At 68.6% G+C, this 15,303-nt stretch carries 14 protein-coding genes and 1 tRNA gene; 7 read left to right on the top strand and 8 right to left on the bottom strand.

Annotated features, from left to right (window positions below; translation table 11 throughout):
• Position 1 precedes the first annotated feature (1 nt).
• Entirely contained in the window at positions 2 to 1,324 is a 1,323-nt protein-coding gene (locus ACW17W_RS08480) for a dicarboxylate/amino acid:cation symporter (protein ID WP_492076481.1), read from the top strand.
• 19 nt (positions 1,325 to 1,343) lie between these two features.
• Here the strand turns inward: ACW17W_RS08480 and sseA are convergent, their stop codons facing one another.
• Entirely contained in the window at positions 1,344 to 2,174 is an 831-nt protein-coding gene (sseA, locus tag ACW17W_RS08475) for a 3-mercaptopyruvate sulfurtransferase (protein WP_492076480.1), read from the bottom strand.
• On the opposite strand from sseA, the gene ACW17W_RS08470 reads away from it, so the two are divergent.
• Positions 2,174 to 3,736 carry a cryptochrome/photolyase family protein gene (locus tag ACW17W_RS08470; protein ID WP_492076479.1) on the top strand — a complete coding sequence of 521 codons (1,563 nt, stop codon included), beginning with the start codon at positions 2,174 to 2,176 and terminating at the stop codon, positions 3,734 to 3,736. The genes sseA and ACW17W_RS08470 overlap by 1 nt on opposite strands.
• Here the strand turns inward: ACW17W_RS08470 and ACW17W_RS08465 are convergent, their stop codons facing one another.
• Positions 3,737 to 5,200, bottom strand: coding sequence for a cryptochrome/photolyase family protein (locus ACW17W_RS08465; RefSeq protein WP_492076478.1), 1,464 nt, complete (start codon positions 5,198 to 5,200; stop codon positions 3,737 to 3,739).
• A gap of 76 nt (positions 5,201 to 5,276) precedes the next feature.
• Here ACW17W_RS08465 and kdsA point away from each other — a divergent pair, with 76 nt between their 5' ends.
• The 4 genes from kdsA to ACW17W_RS08445 are packed head-to-tail and all read left to right on the top strand — an operon-like array spanning position 5,277 to position 9,762.
• Positions 5,277 to 6,194 (top strand): 3-deoxy-8-phosphooctulonate synthase, encoded by a 918-nt coding sequence (kdsA, locus tag ACW17W_RS08460; RefSeq protein ID WP_492076477.1) that lies wholly within the window; start codon positions 5,277 to 5,279, stop codon positions 6,192 to 6,194.
• Positions 6,195 to 6,212: 18 nt separating this feature from the next.
• Positions 6,213 to 7,661, top strand: a complete 1,449-nt coding sequence (gene rfaE2 / locus ACW17W_RS08455; RefSeq protein ID WP_492076476.1) for a D-glycero-beta-D-manno-heptose 1-phosphate adenylyltransferase — start codon at positions 6,213 to 6,215, stop codon at positions 7,659 to 7,661.
• Positions 7,658 to 8,659, top strand: coding sequence for an ADP-glyceromanno-heptose 6-epimerase (gene rfaD, locus ACW17W_RS08450; protein WP_492076475.1), 1,002 nt, complete (start codon positions 7,658 to 7,660; stop codon positions 8,657 to 8,659). The genes rfaE2 and rfaD overlap by 4 nt, the downstream gene beginning before the upstream one ends.
• Entirely contained in the window at positions 8,656 to 9,762 is a 1,107-nt protein-coding gene (locus ACW17W_RS08445) for a DUF3089 domain-containing protein (RefSeq protein ID WP_492076474.1), read from the top strand. The genes rfaD and ACW17W_RS08445 overlap by 4 nt, the downstream gene beginning before the upstream one ends.
• A 90-nt stretch (positions 9,763 to 9,852) precedes the next feature.
• Here the strand turns inward: ACW17W_RS08445 and ACW17W_RS08440 are convergent, their stop codons facing one another.
• Genes ACW17W_RS08440 through ACW17W_RS08420 form a run of 5 tightly spaced genes read right to left on the bottom strand, consistent with a single transcriptional unit; the run spans position 9,853 to position 13,935 of the window.
• A complete protein-coding gene (locus tag ACW17W_RS08440) occupies positions 9,853 to 10,653 on the bottom strand; it encodes an MBL fold metallo-hydrolase (RefSeq protein ID WP_492076473.1) in 801 nt (266 codons plus the stop codon).
• Positions 10,650 to 11,444, bottom strand: a complete 795-nt coding sequence (locus ACW17W_RS08435) for a TatD family hydrolase (RefSeq protein ID WP_492076472.1) — start codon at positions 11,442 to 11,444, stop codon at positions 10,650 to 10,652. Before ACW17W_RS08435 ends, ACW17W_RS08440 begins: the two co-directional genes overlap by 4 nt.
• Positions 11,444 to 12,454 (bottom strand): DNA polymerase III subunit delta', encoded by a 1,011-nt coding sequence (locus tag ACW17W_RS08430; protein WP_492076471.1) that lies wholly within the window; start codon positions 12,452 to 12,454, stop codon positions 11,444 to 11,446. Before ACW17W_RS08430 ends, ACW17W_RS08435 begins: the two co-directional genes overlap by 1 nt.
• A complete protein-coding gene (tmk, locus tag ACW17W_RS08425) occupies positions 12,451 to 13,077 on the bottom strand; it encodes a dTMP kinase (protein ID WP_492076470.1) in 627 nt (208 codons plus the stop codon). The genes ACW17W_RS08430 and tmk overlap by 4 nt, the downstream gene beginning before the upstream one ends.
• A gap of 48 nt (positions 13,078 to 13,125) precedes the next feature.
• Positions 13,126 to 13,935 carry a septal ring lytic transglycosylase RlpA family protein gene (locus ACW17W_RS08420; RefSeq protein ID WP_492076469.1) on the bottom strand — a complete coding sequence of 270 codons (810 nt, stop codon included), beginning with the start codon at positions 13,933 to 13,935 and terminating at the stop codon, positions 13,126 to 13,128.
• 111 nt (positions 13,936 to 14,046) lie between these two features.
• Here ACW17W_RS08420 and ACW17W_RS08415 point away from each other — a divergent pair.
• Positions 14,047 to 14,136, top strand: a tRNA-Ser gene (locus ACW17W_RS08415).
• Between the two features lie 75 nt (positions 14,137 to 14,211).
• On the opposite strand, the gene ACW17W_RS08410 is transcribed toward ACW17W_RS08415, so the two are convergent.
• Positions 14,212 to 15,072, bottom strand: a complete 861-nt coding sequence (locus ACW17W_RS08410; RefSeq protein WP_492076468.1) for a tyrosine-type recombinase/integrase — start codon at positions 15,070 to 15,072, stop codon at positions 14,212 to 14,214.
• Positions 15,073 to 15,303 lie beyond the last annotated feature (231 nt).

Below are 15,303 nucleotides of genomic sequence, written 5' to 3'. Positions count from 1 at the left end.
AATGACCGAGACCAAACCCGGCAAGCTGCCGCTCCACTGGCTGATGCTGATCGGCTTCCTCGTCGGCCTCGGCGGGGGACTGCTGGTCAATCTGACCTTGGGCGCCGATGTGCCCTGGGTGGTCTGGGTGACGTCCAATGTCACCGGACCGATCGGCCAGATCTTCCTGCGCCTGCTGTTCATGATGGTGATTCCCCTGCTGTTCTCGGCCCTGGTGGTCGGGGTGGCGGAGATGGGCGACCTGAAGAGCCTCGGCCGGGCGGGGTTCAAGACCCTGGCCCTGACGGTCGTGGTGTCGTCGATCGCCGTCCTGATCGGCCTGGTGATGGTCAATGTGTTCCAGCCCGGCGCGGGTGTGGACCCGGCCCTGGCGGCGCAACTGCTGGACACCGGCCGTGAGGGCGCCGCCAGCATCGTCGACAAGGCGCCGGAGAGCATCCAGCTGGGCCAGTTCTTCCTCGAGCTGGTGCCGTCCAACTTCTTCACGGCGGCGTCCGAGAACCAGATCCTGCCGGTGATGATCTTCGCCCTGTTCTTCGGCATCGGACTGGTGATGGCCAAAAGCCCGGCCACCGACCAGCTGCAGAAGGGGATCGAGGGGCTGTTCGAGGTGTCGATGAAGCTGATCAACCTCTTCATCAAACTGGCCCCGATCGCCATCGCCTGTTTGATGTTCAACCTCGCGGCCCTGTTCGGCTGGGATCTGCTGGTGCGGCTGGCGGCCTATGTCGGGGTCGCCGTCGGGGCCATGCTGATCCACATGTTCGTGGTCTATCCCCTCGTCATCTGGCTGGGCGCCGGCCGCTCGCCCCTGGCCTTCTTCCGGGGCGTGCGCGAGCCGATGGTGGTGGCCTTCTCGACCGCCTCGTCCAACGCCGCCCTGCCGGTATCCTTGAAGGCGGCGGAGGAGAAGCTGAACCTGCCGCGCAAGATTTCCCGCTTCGTCCTGACCGTCGGCGCCACCGCCAACCAGAACGGCACGGCCCTGTTCGAGGGGGTGACGGTGCTGTTCCTGGCCCAGTTCTTCCAGGTGGACCTGACCATCACCCAGCAGCTGGTGGTGATGCTGGTCTGTATCCTCGGCGGCATCGGCACGGCGGGCGTGCCGGCGGGCTCCCTGCCGGTCGTGGCCATGATCCTCGTGATGGTCGGGGTTCCGGCCGAGGGCATCGGCCTGATCCTCGGCGTCGACCGCTTCCTCGACATGTGCCGCACCACCTTGAATGTCACCGGCGATCTGGTGCTGGCCACGGTCGTGTCGCGCGGCGAGACGGATGATGTGGTGCCCGAAGGACTGGAGCCGCCGACCGCCCCGGCGGTCTGACGGCGACGGGCGGGACGGTTCAGCCGGCCTCCACCGGCGTATCGTCCCGACCGCCCCATTCGGCCCAGGAGCCGTCGTAGAGGACGCTGTCGCGGCCCAGTTCGGCGAGGGCCAGGGTCAGGACGGCGGCTGTCACGCCGGAGCCGCAGCTGGTCAGGATCGGCCGGTCCAGATCGACGCCGGCCTCGATGAACCGGGCGGCCAGGGCGTCGCCGCGCAACAGGGCGCCGTCGTCGCCGATGACCGACTTGAACGGGAGGTTGAGCGCCCCCGGCATGTGGCCGGAACGCAGGCCCGGGCGGGGTTCGGCAGCCTGTCCCGAGAAGCGCGGCGCCGGGCGGGCGTCGACGATCTGGACCTCGCCGGTCAGGGCCGCCAGCACCATCGGCAGGTCCGCGACCTGGCCGGGACGCCGTTCGGCCGCGAATTCGACCGGCGTCGGCGTCTTCGCCGGGCCGTCGTCGACCGGATGCCCCGCGGCCAGCCATGCGGGCAGGCCGCCATCCAGCACCTGCACCCGGTCGGCGCCCATCAGCCGGAAGGTCCACCAGACGCGCGGCGCGGAAAACAACCCGGCCTCGTCATAGATGACGATCCGGTCGTCACGGGCGAGGCCCAGGGCGCCGGCCGCCCCGGCGAACGCTTCGACCGACGGCAGCATGTGGGGCAGGTCCGAACCGGGGTCCGACACCGCGTCCAGATCGAAGAAGACCGCGCCCGGCAGGCGCCGCCGCTCGAAATCGGCCCGGGCGTCCGAACCGTCCAGCCGCCATGAGGCGTCGACAATCTTCAGCTGCGGATCATCCAGAAGGGCCGCGAGTTCGTCAGGGGTGATCAGAGGAGAGCGCATTGGCCACCCCTATCACAGCCCGGACGGGCGCGCTGCGGCTGGTGCTGGGCGACCAGCTGTCGGACGCCCTTTCGGCGCTGGACGGCCTTGATCCGCAAACCGACCTGGTCCTGATGGCCGAGGTCCGGGCCGAGGCGACCTATGTCCGACATCACAAGCAGAAGATCGCCCTGACCTTTGCCGCCATGCGCCATTTCGCCGACCGTCTGACGCGGCGCGGGGTGACGGTCCGCTATGTCCGCATCGACGATCCGGCCAACCGGCATTCGATCGCCGGAGAGATCGGGCGGGCGCTGGACGAGGTCGGGGCGTCCTCCGTCGTCGTCACCGAATGCGGCGAGTGGCGGCTGGCCGAGGCCCTGACCGCCTTCGCCGCTGAATCACCGGTCCCCGTCGAGGTGCGCGAGGACGGCCGGTTCCTGTGTTCCCATGACCGGTTCCGCCGCTGGGCCTCCGGCAAGACACAGCTGCGGATGGAGTTCTTCTATCGCGAGATGCGGCGCAAGCACGGCCTGCTGATGGACGGCGACAGGCCGGAAGGCGGCCAGTGGAACTATGACGCCGAGAACCGCAAACGCCTGCCGCGCGAGGTGCGTCCGCCGGAGCGGTTGCGCATCGCGCCGGACGCCGTCACCCGCGCGGCCATCGATGATGTCGCCCGCCTGTTCCCCGACCATTTCGGCGATCTGGACGATTTCGGCTGGCCGACGACGGCGGACGCGGCCGAACAGGTTCTGGCCGACTTCATCGCCGGGGTCCTGCCCCGCTTCGGCGACTGGCAGGACGCCATGGCCCGTGACCAGCCATGGATGTGGCACGCCCTGATCTCGACCTCGATCAACCTGGGGCTGATCGACCCGCTGGACGCCTGCCGCCGGGCCGAGACGGCCTACCGCGACGGTCGGGCGCCGCTGAACGCCGTCGAGGGCTTCATCCGCCAGATCCTGGGCTGGCGAGAGTTCGTACGCGGGATCTACTGGCTGAAGACGCCGGAATACCGGTCCCGCAACTTCCTCGACGCCGACCGCACCCTGCCGTGGTTCTTCTGGTCGGGCCGGACCGACATGGCCTGCGTCCGCGATGCGGTGACGTCGGCCCGCACCCATGCCTATGCCCACCATATCCAGAGGCTGATGGTGACCGGCAACCTGGCCATGCTGCTGGGGGTCCACCCGGATCAGGTCGACGACTGGTATATGGTGGTCTTCGCCGACGCCTATGAGTGGGTCGAGATGCCCAATACGCGCGGCATGGCCACCTTTGCGGACGGCGGCATCGTCGGCTCCAAACCCTATGCGGCCTCCGGCGCCTATATCGACCGGATGAGCGACCATTGCGGCGGCTGTCGCCATGACGTGAAGGCGAAGACGGGGGAGGGGGCCTGTCCGTTCAACCGCCTGTACTGGGGCTTTCTGGAGCGCAATCGGGCCCGGCTGCGGGACAATGTGCGGCTGGCCATGCCCTACCGGACGCTGGACGGCTTCGGCGAGACGAGGCGGCAGGCGCTGCTGGAGGAGGCCGAGGCCTGTCGTCTCCAGCTTGGCGCCACACCGGTAGATTGATCAGTCGTCCGCGCGCGACGCAGACACGACCTTCAGCGCCGCCAGCGCCCGGTCGCGGGCCTCGGCATGGTCGACGATCGGCCTCGGATAATCTGTGCCCAGCCGGATGCCGGCGGCGCGCAGGATCTCCGGCGGCGCGGTCCAGGGCGCATGCAGCCATTTGTCGTTGAGGCCGCGCAGTTCGGGGACCCATCGCCGGACATAGGCGCCCGAGGCGTCGAATTTCTCGCCCTGGGTGATCGGGTTGAAGATGCGGAAATAGGGGGCGGCGTCCGCGCCTGAACCCGCCACCCACTGCCAGTTCTGCACATTGGAGCCCAGATCGGCGTCCACCAGGGTGTCCCAGAACCAGGCCTCGCCGCGCCGCCAGTCGACCAGCAGGTCCTTGATCAGGAAGGAGGCGACGATCATCCGCACCCGGTTGTGCATCCAGCCGGTCGTCCACAGCTGGCGCATGCCGGCGTCCACGATCGGATAGCCCGTCAGCCCCTTCGTCCATGCGGTGAAGCCCGCCTCGTCGTCACGCCAGGGGAATGCCTCGTACTCCGGCCGGAAGGCGCGCCGGGGCAGGGTCGGGAAATGGTGCAGCAGATGGGCCGAAAACTCGCGCCAGCCGATCTCGGCGACGAACTTGTCGGCCTCGGAGGGTGGGACAGCGCCCCGGGCGACCGCATCACGCGCCACGGCCGTGGCGCGCCACGGCGAGATTTCGCCGAAATGGAGGTGGGGCGACAGCCGGCTGCAGCCGGGTTCGGCCGGATGGTCGCGCCCCTTGCCATAGGTCTTCAGCCCGCCGGCGACGAAGCGCGACAGGGCCTCTTCCGCCCCGGCCTCTCCGGGCGTCCAGTCGAAACCACCGGACCAGTCGGGCCGCCGGGGGTGGAGGCCCCAGTCGTCGATGTCATCGCTGGCGACCTGTGGCGCGCCCGACATATCGCGCGGGCCCAGGGTGCGCGGCGGGGCCTCGGCGCCGGCCAGCAGGGCCTTCAGGAAGGGGGTGAAGACCTTGTAGGGCCCGCCCGAGCCGTTCAGGACGCTGCCGGGGCGGGCCAGCAAGGTTCCATTGCAGCCGTGGCAGTCCACACCCTGGGCCTTCAGGGCATGGGCGATGTCGGCGTCGCGGGCGAAGCCGTCCGGCTCGAACAGCCGGTTCATATAGAGGGCGTCAGCGCCAGCTTCGCCGATCAACCGGCGCAGTTCCGTCTCCGAATCACCGCGCCTCAGGATCAGCCGGCCGCCGCGTCCGGCGAGGGAGGCCGCCAGGGCCCGCAACGACTTGTCCAGCCACCAGAGGGACGCCGCCCCCGGCGCCCGGCCGGCCTGCATCGGATCCAGCACATACAGGCACAGAACCGGCCGGCCGGTCGCAAAGGCCCGCTCCAGCGCCGGATTGTCGTGCAGACGCAGGTCGCGGCGGAACCACAGGATCACCGGCGCCGGGCCGGTCGGGGCTGTTGTGGTCACGCGCGCAGTCTCCGTGATAGGTTGCAACAAGCGGCGCGACACGCCACCTGAACGCCCCATAGTCGCGGCAGAAGCCGTGGCGTCAAAGCCCGATCGTCAAAACAAGGTTCCGCCCGTGAGCGCACCCAACGCTGTCATCACCCTGTCCGGCCAGGGCATCCAGACCCCGGTCGTCATCGGCGGCGGCGCCCGCATCGCCTTCATCGCCGGTCCCTGCCAGATGGAGAGCCGCCAGCACGCGCTGGAAACCGCCCACGCCCTGAAGGAAATCGGCCAGCGGCTGAACGTCGGCATCATCTACAAGACCAGTTTCGACAAGGCCAACCGCACCAGCGCCACCGCCGCGCGCGGCATCGGCCTGAAGGACGCCCTGCCGATCTTCGCCGAGATCCGCGAGGCTGTCGGCCTGCCGACCCTGACCGACGTCCATTCCGAGGCCCATTGCGCCCCGGTGGCCGAGGCGGTCGATGTGCTGCAGATCCCGGCCTTCCTGTGCCGCCAGACCGACCTGCTGCTGGCCGCCGCCGCCACGGGCCGGGCGATCAATATCAAGAAGGGCCAGTTCCTCGCCCCCTGGGACATGAAGAATGTGGTGGCCAAGGTTGTCGGCGCCGGCAACCCCAATGTCATGGCCTGCGAGCGGGGCGCCAGCTTCGGCTACAACACCCTGGTCTCGGACATGCGGTCCCTGCCGGTGCTGCGCGACATCGGTTGTCCGGTCGTGTTCGACGCGACCCATAGCGTCCAGCAGCCGGGCGGCCAGGGCACCTCATCCGGCGGCCAGCGCGAGTTCGTCCCGGTCCTGGCCCGGGCCGCGGTGGCCGTGGGCGTGGACGCGGTCTTCATCGAGACCCATCCCGACCCCGACCATGCCCCGTCCGACGGCCCCAATATGGTGCCTCTGGACCAGTTCGAGGCCCTGGCCGCCGAACTGCTCGCCTATGACGACCTGACCAAGTCGCGGATGCAGGTCCGGCTTTCCGGCGCCGCCTGAATCCTTTAGGCCGGACCTATGGGCGACCACGCACTGACACTGGGCGAGCTGCAGGGCCTGCTGGACGACGCCCGGGGGCGCGCCATCGCCTGCGTCGGCGATCTGATGCTGGACCGCTATGTCTATGGCGAGGTCAGCCGCATCTCGCCCGAGGCGCCTATCCCGGTGCTCAGGACCCGGCGAACCGTCGCCATGCCCGGCGGCGTCGGCAATGTGGCCCGTAACGTCGCGGCCCTTGGCGGCCGGGCCAGACTGGGCGCCGTCACCGGTCAGGATGCGGCCGGCGACAGCCTGGCCGAACTGGTCGCCGCCGAGGCCGGTATCGAGGATTTCATCGTCCGGCCCGCCGGCGCGACCACCACGGTGAAAACACGCTACGTCGCCTCCGGCCAGCAGCTGCTGCGTCAGGACGACGAGGCGCCCGCTGCGGTCCGATTCAATGGAAACGACGTTTTTGCAGATAGTTCGGTCATTCTTCTCTCAGATTACGCCAAGGGCGTTATCGATGACGGCGTGATTGCGGCGGCTCTGGCCTCGGGCGCTCCGGTTGTCGTGGACCCCAAGGGCAGGGACTTCGCCCGCTACGGCGCCGTCGCCGTCATCAAGCCGAACGCCTCTGAACTCGCGGGCGCCACCGGCCTGCCGGTCGGGACGGACGCCGAGATCGAAACCGCCCTGGCGGCCCTGCTGGACGCGACGACGGCGGAGGCCATTGTGGTGACCCGCGCCGGCAAGGGCATGTCCCTGGCGCGTCGCGGCGGCGGGGTGCGGCATTTCCCGGGCCGGGCGCGCGAGGTGTTCGATGTGTCCGGCGCCGGGGACACCTGTATGGCGGCGCTCGGTCTCGCCCTCGCCGCCGGTCGTTCGCTGGAGGACGCGGTGCGCTTCGCGCTTTTGGCCTCGGGCGTCGTCGTGGCCAAGAGCGGCACGGCCGTGGTCACGCCGCAGGAGCTGATCGAGGCCGAGATGAGCCAGCACGCCTCGCTGGCATCCGCCAAGGTCTCGCCGGTCGACAACCTGGCCGCCGAGGTCGAGGCCTGGCGGCGGCAGGGGCTGCGCGTGGGCTTCACCAACGGCTGTTTCGACATCCTGCACCGCGGCCACGTCGCCTATCTGGCCCAGGCGCGCGGCTGGTGCGACCGGCTGGTGGTGGCGCTGAACACCGACGCCTCGGTCCGGCGGCTGAAGGGGGAGGGGCGGCCGGTGAATGACCTCGACAGCCGCGCCGCCGTCATCGGCGGGCTGGCCAGCGTCGACCGGGTGACGGCCTTCGACGACCCTACGCCGATCGCCCTGATCGAGCGGCTGCGGCCCGACGTCCTCATCAAGGGCGCCGACTACACGCGCGAGGGCGTGGTCGGCGGCGATCTGGTCGAGAGCTGGGGGGGGGAGGTGCGTCTGGCGACGTTCGAGGACGGCTATTCCACCACCCGCACCATCGCGAAGATGACGGGAGAGACCGCATGAGCCGCCGCATGATCGTCGTCACCGGCGGGGCCGGGTTCATCGGCTCCAATATCGTCGCCCGGCTGGCGGCCGAGGGCCGGTTCGACATCGTGGTCTGCGACCGGCTGGGCCCGGCCGATGACGCCAAGTGGAAGAACCTCGCCAAACACGCCGTGGCCGATTTCTGGCTGCCGGAAGAGCTGTTCAGCCGTCTGGAGCGCCATGCCGACAGTCTCGAGGCCGTGGTCCATATGGGCGCCATCTCGGCGACGACCGAGCCGGACGCGGACCTGATCCTGCGCACCAATTTCAGCCTGTCGCGCGACCTGTGGGACTGGTGCGCCGACAAGGGGGCGCGGCTGGTCTATGCCTCGTCAGCCGCCACCTACGGGGATGGCGAGCTTGGCTTCGACGATGACGATCAAGCGGACGCGCTGTCTCAGCTTCGCCCATTAAATGCTTATGGATATTCCAAATTCCTGTTTGACCAATATGCCGTACGGCAGGCCGGGCGCGGCCATGCGCCGGTGCAGTGGGCAGGGCTGAAATTCTTCAACGTCTATGGGCCGAATGAGGGCCACAAGGGATCGATGAAGTCGGTCGTGGCCCAGATCTGGCCCGACGTCGCCAGCGGCCAGACCGTGACCCTGTTCCGCTCGCACCGGCCCGACTATGCCGACGGCGGCCAGATGCGCGACTTCGTCTTCGTCGACGACGTCGTCGACATCATCGCCTGGCTGCTGACGACCCCGCAGGTCTCGGGGATCTACAACGCCGGATCGGGGCGGGCGCGATCCTTCCTCGACCTGGCCCATGCGACCTTCGCCGCAGCGGACGTCGAGCCCCGGGTCGCCTATGTCGACACCCCCGAGGCGATCCGCGACCGCTATCAGTATTTCACCGAGGCGCGGATGGATCGTCTGCGGGCCGCAGGCTATCCGGGCCAGTCCACGCCGCTGGAGGAGGGGGTCCGGCGCTATGTGCAGGACTTCCTGAGCCGACCGGACCCGTATCGATGAGCCGTCCGCGCCTGACCGTCCGCCAGTGGGTCGGCTGGTGCGGATTCCTCCTCGTCTTCCTGCTGGCGGCCGCGACCTTTGTCTGGCGCAGCGACATCCGCATCGCCGCCATGGATCCCCAGATCCCGTTCCAGACCTATACGCCGCCGCCCGCGCCCGACTATGGCCGGGGGTCGGCCTGGACCCTGTGGGACGCCCGCACGACCCCGGCGGGTCCAGCCGCGATCTTCTTCCTGCAGTCCACGACCTTCGATGCGCCGAGGGCGTGGAACGCGCCGATCGGCGACGCGGCCGCAGACGCCTGGCTGGAGCGGGTGGTTCTGCCGAACTATGCCGGGCCGTTCGCGCCGTTGGGCCAGGTCAGCGCGCCCCGCTATCGCCAGGCCAGTCTCTATGCGCGCCTGACCCTGCGCCGGGACGCGCGGGATGCGCGCGCCTTCGCCTACCGCGACGTCGAGGCGGCCTTTGAACACTGGCTGGACCGTCATCCCGAGGGGCCGATCCTGCTGGCCGGGGTCGAACAGGGAGCGGAGTTGCTGGATCGACTGGTGCGGGACCGGATCGCGCCGGATCGGAACCTGATGCGACGGCTGGTGGCGGTCTATCTGCTGGACGCCATGGTGGCCCGCGACCGGCTGGCGCCGGCCACGCCGCCGTGCGCGGAGCGTCGACAGACGGCCTGTGTGGTCGGCTGGTCCCAGGTCGGCGACGACGACGATGGCGCAGCCTCGCGACGGCTGCGCCGGGCCCTGGTCTGGAACGACCGGGGCCGGCTGGAGGATCTGGCGGGCCGCGCCGCCCTGTGCGTCAATCCGGTCACCGGCCGGAGCGACGAGGTCCGGGTGGACGCCAGACGCCATCTGGGCGGCGCCAACGCCACGGGACTGGAGTGGGGCGTCCAGCCGGCGGTTCTGGACCGTCAGGTGGCGACCCAGTGCCGCAAAGGGCTTTTGCGGCACACGCCAGCCACGGCCCAATCCTTCAGCAACCGCGGCAGCTGGGCCGACCGTCGCAAGGCCAGGCCCTACAATCTGTTCTATGCCGATGTGCAGGCCGACGCCCGGGCGCGGTTGGCCGCCTGGCTGGCCGGGCAGAGGCGCTGAGCTGAACATCGGCGCAGACCGGTCCAATGTCGCAGACCGGTTTATCGCCTAAGATATATTATGCGAAATATCTAGCAAGGTCGACGTCGATCAAAGACCGATCAGAGCGCTCCAGCCGTCATATCCCACCTCGACATTGGCCGGAACCGCCGCGCTCAAGGCCTTGTAATCCAGATCAATATGCAGGTTCGTCAGGACGGCGCGCTCGACATCGGCGCGGGCAATCCAGTCCAGGGCCCGGTCGACATGGGCATGGGTCGGATGCGGCGTCCAGCGCAAGGCGTCGACGATCCAGAGCTTGCTGCCGCGCACGGCGTCCAGCGCTGCCTCGTCCAGATCCGACACATCGCTGGAATAGGATACGCCGCCCAGCCTGTAGCCCACCGACCGGATCGGTCCGTGGGCCTGATCGAAGGTCACCACGGGAATGTCGCCGCCGGGACCGCTGACCGACCAATGTTCGCCGTGCAGCGGGATCCGGTGCGGCTCCAGCAGGGCCGGATAGCCTTCCTTGCTCTCGAAGATATAGCCGAACCGGTGTTCCAGCGCCGCCTGTGTGGCCCCGTCCATCCAGGCCGGAATGCGCCGTCGCTTGCGCATGACGAAGACCCTCAGGTCATCGATGCCATGGGTCTGGTCCGCGTGGTCGTGGGTATAGAGGACGGCGTCCACGGCCGTGATGCCATTGGCCAGGGCCTGTTCCCGCAGGTCCGGCGAGGTGTCGATCAGAACCTGGGTCACGCCGTCCGGTCCGTATCGCCGCGCCAGCATCGAGCAGCGTGTCCGCCGGTTTTTCGGTTCGGCCGGATCGCAGGCGCCCCAGTCGCCGTCGCCGCGCGGCACCCCGCCCGAGGAGCCCGAACCCAGCAGGGTGACCTCGATCTCGTTCATGCGGCGGCGCCTTCCGGTCGGGGCACGGTGTGGAACAGGCTGAAGAAGGCGTCGGTCGTGCGCCGTTCCGCCTCCTCCATCGACCAGCCGCGCACCTCTGCCAGGGTCTCCAGCACCCTTCCGACCCAGGCGGGTTCGTTACGCCGTCCGCGATGCGGGGTCGGCGCCAGATAGGGGCAGTCGGTCTCGACGATGATGCGGTCGGCCGGCATGGCGCGGATCACCTGTCGCACATCTTCAGCGGCCTTGAAGCTGGCGATGCCCGAGACGGAGAACCAGCCGCCAAGTTCCATCGCAATTTCCGCAAGTTCCATGCCGCTGGTGTAGCAGTGCATGAGGAATTTGAACGCGCCCCTGCCCTGTTCCTCGCGCAGGATGGCCCCCATCTCGGCGTCGGCCTCGCGCGTGTGAATGACCAGCGGCAGACCGGTGCGGCGGGCGGCCGAGACGTGGCGGCGGAAGACCTCGGCCTGGATGTCGCGGGGGCTCAGGTCATAGTGGAAGTCCAGACCGCATTCGCCGATCCCGACCACGCGCGGCCGGGCCGCCAGTTCGACCAGCCGGTCGTCGGTCAGGTCCGCATAGTGCCGCGCCTCATGCGGATGAACCCCGACGGTGCACCAGATGTCCGGATGGGCCATGGCCAGGCCGTGGGTCGCCTCGAAGGTGGCGAGCCGGTCGGAGATCTCGATCATCAGGCCGACGCCGGCGGCGCGGGCGCGGTCGATGACCGCGTCGCGATCCTCGTCGAACTGGGGAGCGTGGAGATTGACGTGGCTGTCGATCAACATCAGCGCCCCCTCCCCGCCCCATGCCGGTCGGCTGCGGCGCGGGTCCGCTCCAGAGCCGTCAGGGCGCCGGCCAGGGCGTCGCCGCGATCCAGATTCAGCCCCGCCGTCCGTTCAGGAACCTCGCTGAGCCGCGACCACAGCTCGGCCCAGGCCTCGCCCTCCGTCGGGGGCGCCGTCAGGGCCCGCGCCTTCACCGCCGCGATCAGCCGGTCCATGATCCGCTCGAACCGCGCCGGTCCCTCGCTCCCGCGAAAGCCGTCGGCGACCGACAGGGCCTCGGCGCGGTCAAGACCGTCGCCCGAGACCCATCGCCGCGCCAGGGCATCGGCCTCCATGGTGGCGGCCGAGGCCAGACCCAGGGCCGCGCCGGGTGAACCGCCCGCCATGGCCGCGATCCGGTCGGCGTCGTCCGCCTCGACCTCGCCGCGCCGGAGCAACAGGTCGCGGATCGCCGCCTCGCTCCAGGGCGCAAAGGCCAGACGGCGGCAGCGCGAGCGGATGGTGGCCAGCAGCCGCCCGGGCGAATGGGTCACCATCAGGAGGACGCCATGCTCCGGCGGCTCCTCAAGTATCTTCAGCAAGGCATTGGCGGCATTGATGTTCAGATCATCGGCGGCGTCGATGATGGCGACCCGGGCCTTGGCCTGCGACGGGGATTTGGAGAAGAATTCCGGCAGGTCGCGGGCCTGATCGACCGAGATCGACTTCTTGACCTTGCCGTTCTCGACCAGCCGTTCCAGCACCAGAAGGTCGGGGTGGGACTGGGCCGAGATCAGTCGGCAGACCGGATCGTCCGGCCGGGCGCCCAGAGGCCCGCGCGACGGATCGGGCGCCGCGCCCAGCAATCGACGGGCGGCGCGATAGGCGAAGGTCGCCTTGCCCAGCCCCTCGGGTCCGGTCAGCAGCCAGGCGTGATGCAGCCGGTCACGGCCGCGAGCGTCCTCGAACGCCGCCTCGGCGACGGGCGAGGGCTGCAGGTCGAACCGGTCGCGGGGATGCACCTCGGTCACGACAGCACGGGTCCCACGGCCGTCAGAACCCGGTCAAAGACGGCGTCGGGGTCGCCGCTGGCGTCGATGATCCTGCACCGGTCCGGGTGATCGTCGGCGATGCGGCGAAAACCGTCACGCAGGCGCTGGTGAAAATCCATCCCCTTGGATTCGAATCTCAGGTCCGCGCCCCCGCGCGCCAGGGCCCGCTCCAGCCCGATCTCGACAGGCAGGTCGAAGATCAGCGTCAGGTCCGGCTGGGTGGCGCCGACGACGGCGGCGTCCATCTGTTCGATGAATCCCATGTCCACGCCGCCGCCGGCCCCCTGATAGGCGCGGCTGGAATCGGCGAAACGGTCACAGACGACGACGGCCCCGCGCGCCAGGGCCGGACGGATGGTGCGCTCCAGATGGTCGGACCGCGCGGCATACATCAGAAGCGTTTCCGTCATCGGCGACCAGCGCTCGGCGGCGCCGTTGAGGGCCAGGCTGCGGATATCCTCCGCGCCGGGCGATCCTCCAGGTTCGCGCGTACGGACCACGTCCAGACCGAGCGCGGTCAGGTGGTCGACAAGACGCGCCGCCTGGGTGGATTTTCCAGACCCTTCGCCGCCCTCGAATGTAATGAACCTGCCGTGCGTCACCGGCGCACAATGGCGGCATGGACGCGCAGCACAAGCCCGCAGGCGCGATCAGCGGCCGGAAATCAACAGGGCGTCGCGTACGCCGTTCGCCACCGCCCCCTGCCGCGCCCGTTCAGCGCTGTTGGCGTCATCCCACGGACCGATCAAGACGCGATAGATCCGGCGGCCGTCAATACGGGCCGGTTCGACCCGGGTGCGGTCGCCCAGCGATTCGGCCGCGATCTGGGCCACGGTCCGATCCGAATAGGCGCCGGCCTGCACCCAGAACGGACCGTCACGCTCGGGAGCCGGGGCCAGGGGTCGGGCGCGCGCTGCGGGCGCGTCGTTCCGCGCATATTGCACCCCGCCCACGCCGCCGCCCCTCGGCGCGGGTCCGAGATAGCGCACCCGCACCCGACCCACCCCCTGCTGCAACAGGCCCAGTTCCTGGGCCGCGCCCCGGGACAGGTCGATGATCCGGTTGTCCGCGAACGGCCCCCGGTCATTGACGCGCAGCACGGCGGTGCGGCCGTTGGTCAGGTTGGTCACCTCGACCAGTCCGGGCAGGGGCAGGGTCTTGTGGGCGGCGCTGAGCCCATTCATGTCGAATCGCTCGCCGCTGGCGGTGGGCCGGCCGTTGAAGGCGTCGCCGTACCAGGAGGCCAGACCGGTCTCATCATAGTCCGGCTGCTCCGCCGGCCGATACCAGCGCCCCCGGATCTGGTACGGCCGCATCGTGCCCGACACGATCGGGGCCGGATCGCGCACCACGGGCGCAGACGATCCTCCGCCGCCAAATCCCAGACTGCCGCAGGCCGACAGCAGCAGGGCCGCCACCGCGATCAGGACGCCCTTCACCCCTCTGGAATGCCGCCCCATGGCGCGCCGCCCCCTGTTTTGAGGGGCCCAGTGTCGCCGCTTAAAATTCCATTTTGGTTAATCGCCCCGAGTGCTGCTATGCACCCCCTCGCCTTTCGGGTCCGCCCGGATGGACAGGTGGCCGAGTGGTTTAAGGCAGCGGTCTTGAAAACCGCCGTAGGTGAGAGCCTACCGTGGGTTCGAATCCCACCCTGTCCGCCAGCGGTCTCAAATTGCGCTTGCAAATCATAGCGTTGACGCCGAAGCGTTGGCTAACTTTGCAGGTTCTAAATTCAGTTAGACAAAATTCGTTCTGGCTGTGTTCGCAATTCTCGACATCGCTTTCACCGCCAAGTCTCTCTGGCCAGCTGCCCGGCAATACCGCTCAACCTCTTTCAGGCTGCGGTGACCCGTGACCGACATGATCATGTGTGCGGAGCACCCTGCATCGGCGAGACGGCGCGCCGCCGCTTTTCTGAGCCCGTGCGCAGCTCGGTCTTTCGGCAAACCAGCTCGGTCAGCACATTCACTGATCCATTGGCTGAACCCCTTGGCAGTGTACGGCACCCCCGCCTTCGTCACGACAAAGATCATCTCGCCGGCTGCGCCACTAGCGAGCGAGCGCTGAAGGTTTGGGTGAATCGGGAGCTCGAGAGCCTCACCTGTCTTCTCTTGAACTACCGCAATCGACCCGCCTCGAAGATTCTGCTTGCCCATCCTGCGCACATCACCGGATCTCTGTGCAGTGTAGAGAAGGAGGTCGAAGGCAAGCCGTTCCTTGGTTCCAATCGGCCAACGCTTCTCGAAAGACGCGATGTCCTCCTCCGTCCACGTCGAAAACCCAGCGCTCGTCTTCTTGATCGGACGCACAGACTGCGTCGGATTGTCGGTCCGCCATTCTCGATCGATAGCGAACCTAAAAACTGCTCGTAGCACTTTGAGCATGTTGTTGGCTGCGTGCGGCCTGGCCGCCATCGCATCCATCGCCCGCCGTATAAACTTGGCGTCGACCTCAGCCGCCGGCAAATCGCCCCAGCGCTTGGACTTTGGTCGCGCATCCCGAAACCGGTCGAGAATGCCTCGATAAGTGACTTGGGTATTGGGCCTCAGGGCTCTCCATTCGGCGGACGCGTAGTACGCCACCGCGAGCGCATCCATGGATCCTGGCTTGGTCCGCGATGCCCCTACAGGTGGCGGCTTGGCGAGATCTGCGGTTTGGTACCACGTCCACCACTCTGGGCTGCCAAACAGCGCCCGTGTTTGGCTCTCAGGACGGCCCTTCTTCCGATATCGCCAACGGACCGTACCCTGCCGATCACGGTAGTAGCTCACATTTGGCGGGCGCTTCGCGGTCATATCGCATCGTCCCAAGGGTTCGCTGCCTCCTCC

Source organism: Brevundimonas sp. FV1ye29L, assembly GCF_058681095.1.
The sequence above is the reverse complement of the archived record's forward strand: the minus strand, read 5'-3'. Positions and strand labels throughout refer to the sequence as shown.

Excerpts from the sequence above, each read along its gene's own strand:
- sseA (WP_492076480.1), bottom strand. The coding sequence starts at position 2,174 with ATGCGCTCTCCTCTGATCACCCCTGACGAACTCGCGGCCCTTCTGGAT.
- ACW17W_RS08440 (WP_492076473.1), bottom strand. The coding sequence starts at position 10,653 with ATGAACGAGATCGAGGTCACCCTGCTGGGTTCGGGCTCCTCGGGCGGG.
- ACW17W_RS08420 (WP_492076469.1), bottom strand. The coding sequence starts at position 13,935 with ATGGGGCGGCATTCCAGAGGGGTGAAGGGCGTCCTGATCGCGGTGGCG.
- ACW17W_RS08410 (WP_492076468.1), bottom strand. The coding sequence starts at position 15,072 with ATGGATGCGCTCGCGGTGGCGTACTACGCGTCCGCCGAATGGAGAGCC.
- ACW17W_RS08445 (WP_492076474.1), top strand. The coding sequence starts at position 8,656 with ATGAGCCGTCCGCGCCTGACCGTCCGCCAGTGGGTCGGCTGGTGCGGA.
- ACW17W_RS08480 (WP_492076481.1), top strand. The coding sequence starts at position 2 with ATGACCGAGACCAAACCCGGCAAGCTGCCGCTCCACTGGCTGATGCTG.
- ACW17W_RS08435 (WP_492076472.1), bottom strand. The coding sequence starts at position 11,444 with ATGTTGATCGACAGCCACGTCAATCTCCACGCTCCCCAGTTCGACGAG.
- rfaE2 (WP_492076476.1), top strand. The coding sequence starts at position 6,213 with ATGGGCGACCACGCACTGACACTGGGCGAGCTGCAGGGCCTGCTGGAC.
- rfaD (WP_492076475.1), top strand. The coding sequence starts at position 7,658 with ATGAGCCGCCGCATGATCGTCGTCACCGGCGGGGCCGGGTTCATCGGC.